This is a genomic window from Croceicoccus ponticola, from assembly GCF_004004515.1.
Taxonomy (GTDB): Bacteria; Pseudomonadota; Alphaproteobacteria; order Sphingomonadales; family Sphingomonadaceae; genus Croceicoccus; species Croceicoccus ponticola.
The window spans coordinates 14,574-31,204 of the sequence record NZ_RXOL01000012.1 but is presented as its reverse complement, the minus strand read 5'-3'; the positions used below and the strand labels follow the sequence as shown (position 1 = coordinate 31,204).

14 protein-coding genes are annotated in these 16,631 nt (G+C 62.9%); 10 read left to right on the top strand and 4 right to left on the bottom strand.

What is annotated here, in order from left to right:
* Positions 1-109: 109 nt before the first annotated feature.
* Together EKN06_RS15135 and EKN06_RS15130 are read left to right on the top strand one after the other, a co-directional pair.
* Positions 110-1,489, top strand: coding sequence for an aromatic ring-hydroxylating oxygenase subunit alpha (locus tag EKN06_RS15135; RefSeq protein ID WP_127613743.1), 1,380 nt, complete (start codon positions 110-112; stop codon positions 1,487-1,489).
* Positions 1,490-1,536: 47 nt separating this feature from the next.
* Positions 1,537-3,660, top strand: a complete 2,124-nt coding sequence (locus EKN06_RS15130; RefSeq protein WP_127613742.1) for a PQQ-dependent dehydrogenase, methanol/ethanol family — start codon at positions 1,537-1,539, stop codon at positions 3,658-3,660.
* 34 nt (positions 3,661-3,694) lie between these two features.
* On the opposite strand, the gene EKN06_RS15125 is transcribed toward EKN06_RS15130, so the two are convergent.
* Both EKN06_RS15125 and EKN06_RS15120 read right to left on the bottom strand, forming a co-directional pair.
* Complete coding sequence (locus tag EKN06_RS15125; RefSeq protein ID WP_164844106.1) at positions 3,695-4,156, bottom strand: nuclear transport factor 2 family protein; 462 nt, start codon at positions 4,154-4,156, stop codon at positions 3,695-3,697.
* Positions 4,157-4,193: 37 nt separating this feature from the next.
* Complete coding sequence (locus EKN06_RS15120) at positions 4,194-4,940, bottom strand: TetR/AcrR family transcriptional regulator (protein WP_240655065.1); 747 nt, start codon at positions 4,938-4,940, stop codon at positions 4,194-4,196.
* A gap of 223 nt (positions 4,941-5,163) precedes the next feature.
* Here EKN06_RS15120 and EKN06_RS15115 point away from each other — a divergent pair, with 223 nt between their 5' ends.
* Complete coding sequence (locus EKN06_RS15115; RefSeq protein WP_127613739.1) at positions 5,164-7,512, top strand: TonB-dependent receptor; 2,349 nt, start codon at positions 5,164-5,166, stop codon at positions 7,510-7,512.
* Positions 7,513-7,591: 79 nt separating this feature from the next.
* On the opposite strand, the gene EKN06_RS15110 is transcribed toward EKN06_RS15115, so the two are convergent.
* Positions 7,592-9,106, bottom strand: coding sequence for a tetratricopeptide repeat protein (locus tag EKN06_RS15110; RefSeq protein ID WP_127613738.1), 1,515 nt, complete (start codon positions 9,104-9,106; stop codon positions 7,592-7,594).
* A 17-nt stretch (positions 9,107-9,123) separates the two neighbouring features.
* Here EKN06_RS15110 and EKN06_RS15105 point away from each other — a divergent pair, with 17 nt between their 5' ends.
* The 7 genes from EKN06_RS15105 to EKN06_RS15075 are packed head-to-tail and all read left to right on the top strand — an operon-like array spanning position 9,124 to position 15,980.
* Positions 9,124-9,456, top strand: a complete 333-nt coding sequence (locus EKN06_RS15105) for a putative quinol monooxygenase (protein ID WP_127613737.1) — start codon at positions 9,124-9,126, stop codon at positions 9,454-9,456.
* Between the two features lie 60 nt (positions 9,457-9,516).
* A complete protein-coding gene (locus EKN06_RS15100; protein ID WP_127613736.1) occupies positions 9,517-9,966 on the top strand; it encodes a cupin domain-containing protein in 450 nt (149 codons plus the stop codon).
* Positions 9,963-11,279: a M24 family metallopeptidase gene (locus EKN06_RS15095; protein ID WP_127613735.1), complete on the top strand. Its 1,317-nt coding sequence runs from the start codon at positions 9,963-9,965 to the stop codon at positions 11,277-11,279. The genes EKN06_RS15100 and EKN06_RS15095 overlap by 4 nt, the downstream gene beginning before the upstream one ends.
* Positions 11,280-11,288: 9 nt before the next feature.
* Positions 11,289-12,293 carry a thiamine pyrophosphate-dependent dehydrogenase E1 component subunit alpha gene (locus tag EKN06_RS15090; RefSeq protein ID WP_127613734.1) on the top strand — a complete coding sequence of 335 codons (1,005 nt, stop codon included), beginning with the start codon at positions 11,289-11,291 and terminating at the stop codon, positions 12,291-12,293.
* A 14-nt stretch (positions 12,294-12,307) separates the two neighbouring features.
* Positions 12,308-13,300 (top strand): alpha-ketoacid dehydrogenase subunit beta, encoded by a 993-nt coding sequence (locus EKN06_RS15085; protein ID WP_127613733.1) that lies wholly within the window; start codon positions 12,308-12,310, stop codon positions 13,298-13,300.
* 16 nt (positions 13,301-13,316) lie between these two features.
* On the top strand, positions 13,317-13,559 hold the full coding sequence (locus EKN06_RS15080) for a biotin/lipoyl-containing protein (protein WP_127613732.1): 243 nt from the start codon (positions 13,317-13,319) through the stop codon (positions 13,557-13,559).
* 3 nt (positions 13,560-13,562) lie between these two features.
* The gene (locus EKN06_RS15075) at positions 13,563-15,980 is read left to right on the top strand and encodes a membrane-bound PQQ-dependent dehydrogenase, glucose/quinate/shikimate family (RefSeq protein ID WP_127613731.1); all 2,418 of its coding nucleotides are present in this window, start codon (positions 13,563-13,565) and stop codon (positions 15,978-15,980) included.
* A 9-nt stretch (positions 15,981-15,989) separates the two neighbouring features.
* On the opposite strand, the gene EKN06_RS15070 is transcribed toward EKN06_RS15075, so the two are convergent.
* The gene (locus EKN06_RS15070; protein WP_127613730.1) at positions 15,990-16,523 is read right to left on the bottom strand and encodes a VOC family protein; all 534 of its coding nucleotides are present in this window, start codon (positions 16,521-16,523) and stop codon (positions 15,990-15,992) included.
* Between the last annotated feature and the right edge of the window lie 108 nt (positions 16,524-16,631).

Sequence of the window (16,631 nt, the reverse complement as noted above, 5' to 3'; positions counted from 1 at the left end):
AGCGACCGGGGCGTTTTCATTTCAATCAAGCTGCCAAAACTTGCTCGCAGGTTCGGTATCGGGGAGACCGAAGGGGGCGAACGGGCAAGGCATCTTTGAGAGGATTGCCATGACCGACCAAACGCTAGACCGTTACCAGCGGGACTGCGTCATCGACCCGGACCTGAAATCGGGAGAACACGGCGCAAAGATCGCCAACATCGACAACGGCTGCGGCCCGATTTCGCGCGAACGCTATTTCTCGGAAGAGTGGGCGGAACTGGAGCGTGAAAAGCTCTGGACCCGGGTCTGGAACTGGGCCTGCCGCGAGGAGGATCTTCCCGAGCCCGGCGACTACGTCACGTTCGAGATTGCGCGCGAAAGCTTCATCGTTGCGCGCGGCGACGATATGCGCATCCGCGCCTTTTATAACGTGTGCCCGCACCGCGGTAACCGGCTCGTCACCGACGAGGATGGCGCGCGTCCCGCAGGGTTCGCATGTCGGTTTCACAACTGGCGATTCGATCTTGCGGGCAACAACATCGAGATCAAGGACCGCGAGACTTTCCGCCCCGAAGCGCTGTGCCGCAACGCCGATCTTCGGCAGGCGCGGTGCGAGACGTGGGAAGGCTTCGTCTTCATCAACATGGACAAGGGCGCAAAGCCGCTGATCGAACAGATCGGTCCGCTGGCCGAACATGCCAAACCCTATCGCATCGCCGAAATGCGCATCATGCGCCGCGTGCAGGCGGTGTGGGAAGCGAACTGGAAGATCGGCGTCGACGGCTTCAACGAAGCATACCACGTCCATTCGATCCATCCGCAGATCCTGCCGATCTTCAACGACTATCACGCGCAGATCGACCTGTTCCCCAACGGGATGAGTCGGATGACGACCAAGTTCGCGCACCAATCGCCGCGCATGGACCACGGCGACGACGGCAGCCTGAATCCCGGTCTGCGCGCCTTGATGGAGGAAGTGGGTCTCGACCCCGACAGCTTCGAGGGCCGGATGGAGGAAGTTCGCCCCGCAATTCAAAAGGCCAAGCGCAGCCGCGCGGCCAGCATGGGCATCGATTATTCCGGTTTTACCGACAACCAGCTGACCGACGACTGGAACTACGACATCTTTCCCAACATCCAGATGGGAATGCACCCCGAAGGCATCTCGATGCTCTATTTCCGGCCCCATGCGTCGGACCCGCGCAAGTTCGTGTTCGACGTGATCGTCATGATGCACCCGCAAGCGGACGCCAAAATCAAGCCGCCCGCCTACATGGGCCTGCCCGACGGCTGGGACATTTCGGGTCGGAACCTTGCCGAGATCGAGCATGTGAACTGGCGCGAAGGCGGGCTGGGCGAGCTTTTCGATCAGGACGCTTCGTTGTTCGCAGACGTTCAGCTGGGCATGGAAAGCGCCAGCTTCGAAGGCGCGATATTGTCCGAACAGGAACAGCGCATCGGCCACTTCCACGCCGAACTGGAACGGTATCTCGGGATGCGGGACTGAACGTACTCGCACCCGAAAACCGCGCACATGACAAAGGGTCGCACTTGATGAACCTACGTTACCCCGGCGCGGCGCTTGCCGCCGCCGGCCTCCTCGTACTTGCCGCGTGCGGCACGCGCACCACCGATGCGCCACAAGGCGGCGTGGAAACATGGCTGGCGCAGCTGTCGGATGACAGCGACGGCACCGACTGGCCCGCGTTCGGTCGCACTTACGGCGAACAGCATTACAGCCCGCTGTCCCAGATCAACGCCGACAACGTGGGCGAACTGGGCCTCGTCTGGTCGGTCGATTTGCCCGCGGGTAACCCCGCGACCGGCCCGATCGAGGTGGACGGCACGATCTACCTCGCCACCGGATATTCGGTGATCCGCGCCATCGATGTCGAAACCGGCAAGGTCAAATGGACTTACGACCCCAAGGCGCCCGAGGCGTCGGGCATCAAGCTGCGTCAGGGTTGGGGCAGCCGGGGCATCGCGTATTGGAACCACAAGGTCATCACCGCGACGCAAGACGGCCGTCTGATCGCGCTGGACGAAGATACCGGCCAGCCAGTCTGGACCGCGCAAACATTCGGCAAGGACGAACTGCGCTTCATTTCCGGCCCGCCGCGCGTATTCGACGGCAAGGTCATCATCGGCAGCGGCGGATCGGATTCCGGGCCGGTGCGCGGACTGGTCGTCACCTATGACGCCGATACGGGCAAGAAGCTGTGGCAATTTTATACCGTGCCCGGAAACCCCGCTGACGGGTTCGAGAACAAGGCCATGGAAATGGCTGCCAAGACATGGGCTGGCGAATGGTGGAAATACGGCGGCGGCGGCAGCGTGTGGAACGCGATGACCTATGACGCGGCGAACGACCAGATTCTGCTGGGCACCGGCAACGGCGCGCCGTGGAACCGCAAGATCCGCTCTGCCGGAAAAGGCGACAACCTGTTCCTGTGCTCGATCGTCGCGCTCGATGCGAAAACCGGCGAATACAAATGGCACTATCAGATTAACCCCGGCGAAAGCTGGGATTTCAACGCATCGATGGACATGGAACTGGCCGACCTGACCATCGACGGTAAGCGCCGTCAGGTGGTGATGACCGCGCCCAAGAACGGGTTCTATTACGTCATCGACCGCACCAACGGAAAACTGATTTCGGCCGAACCGTTCGTCGACGTGACATGGGCCGACCGGATCGACGTCGCCACCGGACGCCCCGTGGAAAAGCCGAACGCGCGTTATGAAGACGGGCCGACGACGTTCCGCCCTACACCGCTTGGCGCGCATAGCTGGATGCCTATGGCGTTCAGTCCGCAGACTGGGCTGACCTACATCCCCGCCATCGACCTTCAGGTCACGTACGACGACAGCGGCATCACGCCCGAAAACTTCGAATGGGCACCAAACATGGGCCTGACCTCTGGCGTGGGCTATGCCATCGACAGCGGCGGCAGGGACGTCACCGGCTGGCTGATCGCATGGGATCCGGTCGCGCAAAAGGCCCGCTGGAGATTGCCGATGGATGCCCATCTCAACGGCGGCATCATGGCAACGGGCGGCAACCTGATATTCCAGGGCAGACCCGACAACGGCTTTTCCGCCTATGACGCGCGGACTGGCAAGCGGCTGTGGAATTTCGATGCAAAGGCGGGCGTCGTCGCGCCGCCGATTTCGTACAGCGTGAACGGCAAGCAATACGTTACCGTCATCGCCGGCATCGGGACCAGTGCAGGGCTGTTCGGTCCGATGTTCACAAAATACGGCATCGATTACAACCACCAGTCGCGGCGCGTTCTGACCTTTGCGCTTGGCGGCAAGGCGACCCTCCCGGCGAAGACACCCTACAAGGCGGTGGCCTTCGACGATCCTGGCTACAAGCCGGACAAGGGTCTGGCGACAAAGGGCGAAGGCCTGTTCAACGGGCGCTGCGCGGTCTGCCACGGTACCGGCGCGATCGGCGGCGGCACCGCGCCCGATCTACGCACTTCCGGCGTGCCGGTCGATCCGGCAACCTTTGCCTCCGTGGTGCGCGACGGTTTGCTCGTTCCCAACGGGATGCCGCAATTCGGGGAATTCACCGACGAACAGCTGTCGTCGCTGCGCCAGTATATCCGTTCGCGCGCTGCGGAATTGCGCGGCGGCAAGAATGAAAGCGCGACCGGCTCGACCATGAAGTGATCGAAACTTCGCTGAAACGAGCCGGTCGGAGCCTCTAGACGTTCCGGTCGGGCCAGGCTGTGGTCAGCTTGATCCGCGCGAACTTCCACGCGCCGTCGCGCTTCACGTACTCGTCTTCGTAACGCCCAATCAGCAGCATCGGGTTATCGTGCCCGCCGCGCGTGCGGATCGGCGAGCCGTCGCCCTGACGGTTTACGAAGTCGAGCAGCATGCAATGACCCCGCGCAGTGTCGGGACCGGTCAGCTCGATCGCGTGATTACCGATGAAATGGACGGTGTCGTAGGGATACTTGCAATGCGCCCATGTCTGGCGAAACAGCGCGATCACCTTCTCCACCCCTTGGATCGGGCCGCCGTAAGCCACCGGGTATTCGCAGACGATATCGTCGATGAAATTGGCCCGCACCGCAGCCTCATCGATTGTGTCGAACGCGGTGGAATAGGCCACGCGCAATTCGCGAATAGCCTCTCGGGCCAACAGGTCTTCCAGCGTCATCATTCACTCCGTCTTGTTGTTATATTTGGCTTTTGTCTCATTCTTCGCGAAGTTGCGGTCCCGCGCCCGGCGGGGTCAGTGCCTTCAATTTGCGGTGGATCCGCGCCAGTTCGGCAAGGTAGGCTTCGCGCGGTTCGTCGGTTAACAGCAGCGTCGCGCTGCTCAGGAAACTGGCCCTCAATTCGAGGCGACATTCCTCGCTCGTGCTCAATCCCAACGCCCAGCGGCGATAGACCAGGAATTCGTGCATGACGTGATCGCGCGCCACGCGTTCGATGTCTAGCGCGGTCCGTACGTTGCCTTGCGCCTGTTGCAGCGCGAGCCAACCCATGAAGCGCGCATGGGCAACCGAGGTCAGTTCGCTGACCTCCAGCTCGCGCTGTTCACTGGCGAACACGAACCCCACGACGACGCGGCCATAGGACGTGTCTCGCTCCATCTCGCTGACCATCCAGTCAAGCTCTTCGAACACGACCGGCAAGCTGTAGCTGAGCCCGCGGCGGGCGATATGTTCGCGCACCTCGATCATGCGGTCGACGACCGTCGCGCTGATCACGCCGTCCTTGTCGCCGAACAGGCGATAGATCGTGCGCTGCGCGACCCCTGCTTCTTCGGACAGGCGCCGGATCGTCAGCGACGCGACGCCGCCCTCTCCCAACAGGCGATGCGCGGTTTCGACAATGCGCGTGCGCCGCTCCCGCATGGCCGCGCTGGTGTAGCGCCGCCTTGCCGATTCGGTTTTTTCGCTCCGAGTCTCTTGCGATGCAGCATCGCTGATCAACACGCGCATCCCCTTTGACTTTCCGCCATTCCTAACCCCGGAAAACCACCCGTTGCAATCGATCCTGCGCCGGCATTTCGCAACCGCAGAATAAAACAACCATACATGATTGTATTTTTTCGCTTCACAAAAATGAGCACATGCGTTCATTTGCCGCGACGGCAACTGACGCCGTACTGATTCGAACCGCCGCAAAACCGACTGGCGGACGAAAAGGGAGATGGAAATGATCGGCAAAAAACAGGTGAATTGCGCCCTTAAGCTATTCGCGACCGGGCTGCTGACGACGGCAAGTTCCCATGCCATCGCGCAGACGGCGTCCGATGAAATTGCCAGCGCACAAGCCGCAGACAACAGGCAGGCCGAACCGCCGCGCACCGGCGGTCTTGAGGAAATCATCGTTACCGCCCGCCGCACGTCGGAATCGCTACAGGAAACGCCTGTCGCGGTGACGGCCTTCACTTCGGCTGCGATCGAATCGAAATTTGCCACCGACATTCGCGGTCTTGCCGGCGATGTTCCCAATGTCGTCATCACCAACGTGCCGGGCTTCAACGCCGCATCCATCGGCATCCGCGGACAGTCCACTGGCGACATCATCCTGACCTTCGAACCCGCAGTGGGCGTCGTGGTCGACGATTTCGTGCTCGCCCACGTCCAGACCCAGCTGTTCGACCTGTTCGACATCGACCGCATCGAAATCCTGCGCGGTCCGCAAGGCACTCTGTTCGGCAAGAACACGGTCGGCGGCGTCGTCAACGTCATCACCAAGCGGCCCAACGCCGATTTCGGCGGAGAGATCCGGGTTGGTTATTCCAGCTTCAATACCAAGGACGTGAAGGCGGCGATCAACATCCCGCTGTCCGACACCCTGTTCTTTCGCACTGCTGCCTCATTTCAGGAAAGCGACGGGTTCTACCGTCTGACAAAAAATAACGACGTCGACGGCATTCAGGGCGTGGAAGGTCGCGGCCAGAGGATCGGCGGCACCCAGTATATCAGCGCCCGTTCGAAGCTTCTGTGGGAGCCGACGGCCGACACCAACCTGATGCTCACGTACGAAATGTTGCGCGATCGCGGCGATTCACCGCCGTCGGTCAATGAAACGCCGGCAGGCTTCCTGTTCGACGTATTGGGCTTCCCCGGCATCCAGACAACAGGCGCCAGCCCGTATGACACCGGCACGACGCTGTGCGAAGGTTCGGCCACGGCGGCAACCTGCCCCGGTACGCTCAGCGGTCACCGGGTCGATGTCGATGGCCTGTTCCTGCGCGGCGAACATACGTTCGACGGTGCGGGCACGATGACGATGGTCGGCGGTTGGCGGCGCGTGGAATCGAAGCTGCCGTCGGATTACACCGGCGAAAACGCGTATCTGTTCGTGTCGACGCGCGATGACGTGCGTGAACAATACAGCCTTGAAGCGCGGTTCTCTTCGGACTTTTCCGACGTGTTCAAATTCACCGCAGGCGCAATGTACTGGGGCCAGACGATGGACGCCAACGCGACCAGTTATCTCGGCTTCCTGCGCTTCCTCGGCAGCGAAACCTCGCTCACCGATCCCAACCTGTCGACTGCCAATTACGACGTCGATTCCTATGCCGTGTTCGGCGAGGCGGAATATCAGGTCAGCGACCCGCTCGCCGTGTTCCTTGGCGCGCGATATACGAAGGAGAAGAAGAGCTTCGCGGTGCAGCCGCAGGTTCAGCGTTCGCTGGTCGAAAGCGGTTTCTGGCCGCAGTACACCGACAGCGCCAGCTTCGACCGTCCGACCATCCGTGCCGGTTATCGCTTCGAAATCGCGCCGGGGATCAACAACTACTTCACTTACAGCCAGGGCTACAAATCGGGCGGCTATAACGAACAGGCGATGTCGGCGACGTCCGCCCTGCCATTTGCCGAGGAAACCGCCGACAGCTTCGAATTCGGCCTGAAGACCGAAACTTCGGACCGTCGCCTGCGCGCCAATCTCGCCGCGTTTTACGTGAAGTACAACGACCTGCAGCGCGACGCAGTGGTGCCGTTCATCGATCCGATCACCAATCTGCCGGGACAGGAAACGCGCACGACCAACGCGGGCAGCGCTCGGGTTTATGGCCTTGAACTGGAACTGTCGGCGGCGCCGGTGGCGGGGCTTACGATGGGCGCTGCGCTTGGCTGGCAGAAGGCGGAATACCTTGAGTTCTTTACCGACATCGACGGTAACGGGACGAACGACGATGCGTCCGGTTTCGATTTGCGCAATGCGCCCGAACTGACGCTGAGCGGCAATGTCAGGTACGAATTCCCACCGATGGAATGGGGTACGATGGCGGTGAATGCCGATGTGAACTACCAGTCGGAATACGAATCCGTGACCCTGAACGCGGATTACACGCAGGGCGAGGCGCGCACTCTGGTCGGGGCGAGCCTTGCGTGGACCGATCCGTCCGACATCTATCGGGTGGCGGTGTTCGGGCGCAACCTGCTCGACGAACGCTATCGCGTCAGCGCGAACTCGGTCGCGGGTCTGTTCAACTTCACCAACTATGCGCCGCCGCGTTCTTTCGGCGTCGAAGGTTCGGCAAAGTTCTGATCCGATGGCGACGCGGCAAATCTGCGTCGCAGCGCGGCCCCGGTCCCTCCCGGGGTCGCTGCTCGTTGGTATCGTGCCGTCAGCGCAAGCTGTGCGGGCGGCCGATACCTTCGGGCACCAGATCAAAGGCGAAGCTGATCCGGTCTTCGCCCGCAAACGGCAATGTGCCGTGCCACAGATAGGACGGGAACAGGATCATGCGCCCCGTACGCGGGTGAATGACATCGGGCGCCGTCACCGCTTCGCCCAATTCGGCGGGCAGCGGGCCGATGGTAAAGGCGCCTTCGTTTGCATCTTCCGCATTAGCCCGGAAATCGGGGTAATAGACCCCCGACAGCCAGTTGGGCGCGTGGATATGTGCGCCCACCTCGCCCCCTGCACGCAGGATGGTTCCCCAAAGCGTCAGGCTCCACCTGTCAGGCATGGCGCGCAAAAACGGGTGATCCCCGCCTATGGAGGCCAGCCGATCACGCTCCGCCCCCAATTTGTCGCGCGCGATCCCGGCCAGCGCCGCGATGGCGGGTGTGGTGTCGTTGGCCAGGTCCCCGCTTTGCCGCCCCTGCCGCGTGACGAGCCCCTCGGGTTCTTCGGTCAGCGTCGGATGCGCGCGCAATTCGGCGATCAGCGCGGCATTGAAACCCTCCATACCCGCAAAACCTTCCACGGCGTCGATGTCGTGTATGGTCACGAACCGGTCGACACCCATCAGCGCCTTGCGCCGGTCCACCGCGCCCATCCGGTCCATCGCGACGCTGGCCATGGCCAGCGGCGTCGTGACGGACGGGGACGTCGCCAGCATCCGTTCGCAAACCTGCAACGCCGCTTCGGCTTGCCCCGCGCGGATCATGCAACGTGCCATGTTGATGCCCAGCGCGTGATTGGGGCGGGCAGGATCGAATCCCTGCCGCAAGGCATCGGCCGCCCCGGCGAAATCCCCCGCCTTTTCGCGCAGCAGGCCAAGCTGGTTAGCAGCGCGCGGATGGTCGGGTCGGTCGGCCAGAACGCCCTTCGCGATCTGTGCCGCATCGTCATTCTTTCCCAGCGCCGACAGCGCATCGCCAAGGTTCAGCCGCGTTTCGATATGACCGGGCCGCACGGCAAGCGCTTCGCGGTAAGTTTCGACCGCTTGCCCGTGCCGACCCAACCGCGCCAACGCCACACCGCGACTGTTGAGCGCGTCGGCATGATCCGGAGCAGCGTCGAGAGCGCGGTCGAGCACGGCCAAAGCCTCTTCCACGCGATTCGCGGCCAGCAGGCACGATCCCATGTTGGCCAGCGTCGCCCCATGTCCGGGCCGCAGCGCCAGCGCCTCCTCGAACGCGGCCAGCGCAGCGTCGAATTCGCCCTTGTTCTTCAGCGCGACAGCCACGTTCTGGTGTCGCGCCGGGTTACCGCGATCCGCGTCCCGCGCGGCCCGAAAATTCGCGATCGCAGTGTCAGCACGGCCTGTGCGCTGGGCGACAATGCCAGCCAGCGTCAGCACATCGGCATCGTGCGGGCTCTCGCTCAGAAGTCTGGCGACAAGCGGGGCCGCATCCCCGGGCGTTGCCCCCTGGGCGAGGCGTGCCGCCTCGGCCAGCAAATCATCCCTCATTACGAAAGGCCTCTCCCATGATCGGCGTCATCATGCATGTCCGCACGAAGCCGGACAAGACGGCGCGGTTCGTGGAGCTTGTCACGCAGCTTCAGCAAGACGTGCATATGAACGAACCCGATACCCTGCATTTCCAGGTCATGCGATCGCCCGATGACCGCGACGCCTTCGCATTCAGCGAAGTTTTCCGCAATCGCGCCGCATTCGAAGCGCATGCTCTGCAACCATACCACGTGGCCATGTCCGAAGAAGGCTGGGCATGCCTTGACGGAGAGCCGGACATCCGCATGTTCGACTGTCTCGGCGACACCACGGCGCAAGACCGTCCTCTCGCGGGGAAGCAGGCATGATCGCATCGCTTTCGCCCCTGGCGGCACCGCGCAATAATTCGAACCAAAAGGAGAGCAACCATGACCGAACACAATCCCGGCAAGCTTGGTGACCTCATCGTCAACCTCAACGACTGCCCCGAAGTATCGCTGGGCACCGGCACGACCATCCGCCTTCTGCGCTATAGCGAGGAAACCGGCGACTGGGTGCTGTGGGTGCACATGGAACCGGGCGCGACGTTCGCGCCGCACTGGCACCTTGGCCACGGCCAGTACTTCGTCACCAAAGGCGAGCTGATCTACGACGTCGGTTCGGCCCCTGTCGGCACTTACGGCTACGAACCGATCGGTTCGCGCCATACCGAGGCGCACTGCAAGGAAGTGACCGAATACCTTTTCCTCGGCCACGGCGCGGTCGCCTTTACCAACGAAGAGGGTGGCATCCAGTTCATCCTCAACCACGAATTCCTGCGCGATGTTGCGCGCGGCGAGATCGTGTCGAACGTGGCGCGGGAGGAAGAGGCCGCGTGACAGCCACCACGAACCCGCGCGCCGAACGGTTGCGCGCGATGATGGGAGCAGAAGGCCTCGATGCCGTCGTCCTGTCCCACCCGCATGACGTGCGCTACGCCGTCGGCTACCATTCCATCCTCGAACGGTGGGGACAGATGGAGCCGATGGCCGCCGCCATCGTCTATGCCGATCCGGACCTCCCGCTGACGCTGGTCATACCCGAAGCGAACCTTGGCCTTGTCGCCGTGTTGAACAAGGATGGCGATGAATGCACCTTTGGCGAGGTGCGCACGTTCGAAATGCTGAACTTCTGCGAAGTCAGCCGCTATCTCGACCCCGATCGCAAGACGGGGAAACTGGGCGAGGACGCGATGGCAATGGTCGGCGCGATCCGCGGTGAATGCCAGCCGGACATCGCCTCCGCGGTCGCCGCCGCCCTTGCCGATCGCGGCATGGCGAACCGGCGCGTCGGGTTTGACGAACACCGTCTTTCTGCCCGCATCCGCGATGCCGTCCCGCACGAATTCGTCGACGTGCTCGACTTCATGATGCGCGTCCGCGTGGTAAAGACGGACGGCGAACTGGCCCGGTATCGCAAGGTGGGCAAGCTGGCCGACCGCATCATCACCTTTGCCGGCAGCGTGCTGCACGAAGGCGCGGACTGGAACGACGTTCAGGCGAAGATTTGCGATTTCATGGTTCGCAACGACACGATCCCCGTCGACGAAGGCGGGATGCTGTTCGGAGGATCGTATGAAGCCGACGAATTCATCCCCGACCTGTTCCGCACGCGCGGGAACCGCGAACTGCGCCGGGGCGATATCGTCATCCTTGAAACACAGGGCATCCACGACGGGTTCTGGGTCGACATCAACCGCACCGCCATCATCGGCCCGCCCAGCGCCGAATATCAGCGTCAGCACGACATCCTGCGCGATGCCTTCGTCAAGATGGTCGACACGCTGCGCCCCGGCATGTCGACCGCCGACCTGCCCGCCATCGGATACGAACACCTGAAGGCCAATGGCGTCGCGACGCCGGAAAAGCTGCTCGTCGTGGCGCATGGCATCGGGCTGATGCCGCTGGAGATCCCGCTGGCCTATCCGGCGGCGGGGCTGGCCGGGGTGAAGCAGGGGTTTGTCCTTGAAGAGGGCATGCTGCTCTCGCTCGACAGCCTTTATTTCGGGGCGAAGGTCGGGCCGTGCCACATGGAAAATGTCTACGCCATCACGAGCGGCGCGCCCGAACCGATGTACGACACCCCGCTCGAACTTATTGTCGCGCCGCTGGCCGCAAAGGCCACTGCCGGCGAAACCGAACCTGCAGAATAGGACCCGTTCATGACCACCACAGGCGAAAACGATCCGCGCCTCGAAAAATACCGCCGGATGCAGCGCATCCGCCAGTTCGAGGCAAAGGCCGAAGCCATCCACGCCGCGGGCGAAATCCCCGGCGCGCTGCACACATATGCCGGGATGGAGGCATCGGGCGTCGGCGCCTGCATCGCGCTGCGCGACGATGACTACATGGTCGGCACCCATCGCAGCCACGGCCACCCCATTGCCAAGGGCGCGAAGCTGCGTCCCCTGATGGCTGAACTGCTCGGCAAAGTGACCGGCATCTGCAAGGGCAAGGGCGGCTCGATGCACTTGTCCGATTTTTCGATGGGCAGCCTTGGCGAAACCAGCATCGTCGGATCGGGCGGCCCGGTCGCTGCGGGCGCGGCGCTCGGCGCCAAGCTGCAGGGGCTGGACCGGGTCGCGCTATGCTTCTTCGGTGACGGCGCCAGCAGCGAAGGCGCGATCCACGAAGGCATGAACCTTGCCGCCGTATGGTCGCTGCCGGCGATATTCGTTTGCGAAAACAACCGATTCGGCATGTCGACGCCCACTGACAAGGCAGTGGCGGGCGCAAATGTCGCGGATCGCGCCCACGGCTATGGCATTCCCGGCGTGATCGTCGACGGACAGGACGTGGACGCGGTCGAAGCCGCCGTGCGCGAAGCGGTCGACCGCGCCCGCGCCGGCAAGGGTCCGACCCTGATCGAGACGAAGACCTACCGTTATGGCGACCACGCCGTGAACATGGGCCGCGAGCTTACCCCGCGCGGGCCGGAACATGACGATTGGGTCGCCCGCGATCCCATCACCATCTATCGCAAGCGACTGGTCGAAGCTGGCGTCGCCGATGCCGACCTGGATGCGATCGACAGCGCCATCGCCGACGAAGTTGCCGATGCGCTGCAATTTGCGCGTGACAGCGATTATCCCGTTTTCGCCGAAGCCTTCGACCATGTCTTCGTGGATCGCCTGCCGATCCCCGCCGACGTCAGCGCCCACGCCTGAGAAGGACCGCAATAATGGCAAGAGTCACCTATCTCGAAGCGATCCACCAGGCCCAGAAAGAGGAGATGGCGCGCGACAAGTCCGTGTTCATCATGGGCGAGGACGTGCGCTGCAACGTGTTCGGCACCACCACCGGCTTTGTCGACCAGTTCGGAGAGGAACGCGTGCGCGACACGCCAATTTCCGAAAACGGGTTCATCGGCGCTGCAGGCGGCGCGGCGATGGTGGGGATGCGTCCCATCGTCGATGCGACCATTTCGTCGTTCCTGTTCCCGGCGATGGATCAGATCTGCTCCATCATCGCCAAGTCCCGCTATATTTATGGCGGTCAGGCGCGGCTCCCACTCGTTATCCGTTCGTGCCTGTTCTACGGCAATTCGAACGCGGCGCAGCATTCGGACCGTCCCTATTCCATGTTCATGAACATGCCGGGGCTGAAGATCATCGCGCCGTCCAACGCCAGCGACATGAAGGGCCTGTTGAAAGCCGCGATCCGCAGCGACGACCCGGTGCTGAGTTTCGAGGATTCGACCTGCTGGATGGCAAAGGGCGAAGTGTCGGACGACGTCGACCACGTCATCCCGCTGGGCAAGGGCGACATCAAGCGCGAAGGCAGCGACCTGACTATCATCGGTGTCGCAGGCGGGGTCAACGTGGCCCTGAACGCCGCGAAGAAACTGGCCGAAGAAGGCATTTCCGCCGAAGTGATCGACCCGCGCACGCTGGTTCCGCTGGACCGTGAACTGATCCTGCAATCGGTGCGCAAGACGGGGCGGGCGATATGCGTCGACCCGGCGCACATGACCTGCAGCGCGGCCAGCGAGATCGCCGCGACGATCGTCGAGCATGCCTTCGATGCCCTGCGCGGTCCGGTCGTGAGGGTCACCACCCCCGACACGCATTTGCCGTTCAGCCCACACATAGAAAAACCGCTTTACCCGTCGGTCGAACGGATCGTCGATGCCGCACGGCGCATCATCGGCGCCGAACGCGCGGTTCCGGCCTGAAGAAGGAGAGACGGACATGGCTGAATATACCGTGGTCCTGCCGCAATACGGCATGGGGATGCAGGATGGCGAAATCGTGCGCTGGCTAAAGCAGCCCGGCGACGTGGTGAACGAGGGCGACACGCTGGTCGAGGTGGAAGCCGCCAAGACCACGGTCGAAGTGCCATCGCCCGTATCGGGAACGCTAACGCGGATCGTGGCCGAAGTCGGCGAGACGATCGACGTGCGCGCGCCCATCGCCATCATCGAGACTGCATAGGCTATGACTTTGGGGGAAGCAGGGCGAACCGCCCGGCGCAAGGGTGACAAGATTAAGGGCAACGCATTCGTGCGCTGGCCGTTCGGCATCCTGCTGGCGATCATCGGCATCGTGCTGGCCGCCGGGGGCGGCTGGCTCGTATCGCTGGGCGGTTCGCCTTACTATTTACTGGCTGGCCTCGCCTGCCTTTTGTCCGGCTGGTTCTTCGTGCGCGGCGATCGGCGCGGGGTCTGGATATATGCGGCGATGCTGCTGGCCACGCTGGGCTGGTCGCTGTGGGAAGTGGGGCTGGATTTCTGGCAGCTCCTACCCCGACTTGCCGGGCCGACGGTGCTTGGCGTGATCCTGGCCCTGCCGTGGATCAGGCGCGGTATCACCGCGGCGCACGATGCGTTCACCCGCCTTGCCGCGCCCCTTGCCGCCACACTGGCGGTGATTGCGCTGGTGGTTGCGTTCACCCGGGTGCAGCCATATGAAATCACGCCCGCAAATTCCGCATCCCCCGGTTTCACATCTGTAGCCGCCGCCGCCACGAATGGCGCGCCTGCGAACTGGACAGCCTATGGCGCGAATGCAAGCGGTACGCGCCATTCGCCCGCATCGCAGATCACCGCCGCCAATGTCGCCAGCCTCGAACCCGCCTGGACGTTCGAAACCGGCGACACGATGGAAAAACGGCCAGAGATCAAGTCGATCAGCTTCATGGCTACGCCACTGATGGTCGACGACCGTGTGATCTTCTGCTCGCCCACCGGCAAGGTCTTCGCGCTCGACGCCGATAGCGGCAGGCAATTGTGGCTGCGCGATCCGAAGGCCGATCTCGGCAATGCGCAAATGCTGAACTGTCGCGGCGTATCCTATCACGCCAATCCGACGGCAAATGGCATCTGCGCTGCCCGCGTGATTTCCATGACGGTCGATGGCCGCCTGCTGGCGAGCGACGCGGCGACCGGCGCGCCTTGCCCCGGATTCGGCACCAACGGCGAAATCGATCTCAAGGTCGGGATGGGCGAAGTCGATCAATTGCGCACTTACACCACCTCTCCCCCCACGATCATCGGCGATGTCGCGGTCGTCGGTTCGTACATTCGCGACAATTTCAGCAGCGACGATCCGTCGGGCGTTGTCCGCGCCTATGACGTGAACACGGGCGCGTTCCTGTGGGGATGGGATTCGGCGCGGCCGGACGGACAATCCGGTCCCGGCCCCGACGGCGAATGGACGCGCGGCTCGGTCAATGCGTGGACCGTGTTCAGCGCAGACCCGGACCTTGGCCTCGTCTACCTGCCCACCGGCAACGCGACGCCCGATCATGTCGGCACGCACCGTACGCCCGACCTTGAACGCTATGCCAGTTCCATCGTCGCGCTGGACGCGAAGACCGGTCAGGTGCGCTGGCATTACCAGATGGTTCACCACGATATCTGGGACTACGACATCCCGGCACAGCCGGTGCTGTTCGACTGGCGCGGCAAGGGGGCATCTGTCCCCGCGCTGGCCGCGCCGACGAAGTTGGGCGATATCTTCATCCTCGACCGCCGGACCGGAAAACCGCTGACCACGGTAGAGGAACGCCCAGTCACGGCGGGCAAACTGCCGGGCGAACGCTATTCTCCAACCCAGCCGCGATCGACCGGTTTCGCATCCTTCGCCCCGCCCGACCTGACGGAAGCTTCGATGTGGGGCGCCACCCCGCTGGACCAGCTTTTTTGCCGGATTCGCTTCCGCTCGCTCGATTACGACGGCGTTTTCACGCCGCCGTCCGAACGCGGCATGTTGCAGTATCCCGGCACCTTCGGAATGCTGAACTGGGGCAGCGTCAGCGTGGACGAAGCGCGGCGTCTGATGATCGTCAACGCCTCCGCCATTCCGCAAGAGGTGCTGCTGTTCCGCCACGGTGCCGATGTCGACAAGCCCGAAGCAGCAAAGGATTCTCACGCCCCCGGCTATCTGCGGCAAGAAGGCACGAACTATGGCATCAGCCTGAATCCGATGCTTTCGCCGCTGGGCATTCCGTGCATCGCGCCGCCATGGGGGCACATCGCGGCGGTGAACATCGACAGCGGCAAAATCGCGTGGAAACGCACACTGGGCACGACAGAGGATCGCGCGCCGCTGGGCATCGCCATTCCCGGCGCCTTCAACATTGGCGGATCGGTGACGACGGACGCGGGCCTGACCTTCATCGGTGCGGCGATGGACAAGCACTTGCGGGCTTTCGACACGCAGACGGGCAAGGTCTTGTGGAAGGGCCGCCTTCCCGCCGGGCCACAGGCGACGCCGATGACCTACACCTCGGCCAAGACGGGCAGGCAATATGTCGTCATCGCGGCGGGCGGGCACATGTACATGGGCACGGACAAGGGCGATTACGTGGTCGCCTTTGCCCTCCCCGAACGGAAACGGCCCGCCGCGAATTAGGTCAGGGGATCAAAGGGAAAGCGTCTTCGTCGTCCCATCCCAGTCGGCAACCGCCTGCTTGATCATGTCGAACGTTGCGAGCATCGGCGCGAACGGCTCGATGATTTCGACGATCGGGGACAACCCGTCGTTCGCGGTGTCGAGATAGGCAAAGCGCGACAACGGCAGCTTACCTTCGATCAGCACCGGCACGCCGCGGGCCCGCGCGTCGGCCATGACCGCATCGTAATCGTCGACGAACGTGCCGAAGTGGTGAACCCCGCTGCGCCCGGATTCCAAAAATTCGCGGTAAGTCGACGGCGCGCCACCCGGCTGGATCAGTTCGATCATCGTGTCGCCGCTGTACGATACGGCAACCCCGCCGAACAGGTCGTAGTCGAGCGGCACCGCCGCGTCGCGGATGGACAGTTCGTCGAACGGCAGCGGCAGCGGGAATGTAAAGAACGGGCCGACGCCCATCTTCGTTGCCCAGATATCTACGGCCGCTTCGACGTCGGGGACGACATAAGCGATCTGAAAGGTCTTGCCGTAAAATGCACTCATCCGGTCTCTCCCAAAGTGCCGCCTGTCTTGTCAGCGGAGCTATTGCTTGCAAAACAATCATGCCTGTTTTTTAATGCGCAACCAAGAGGCGATGAGTCGAAAGCGATT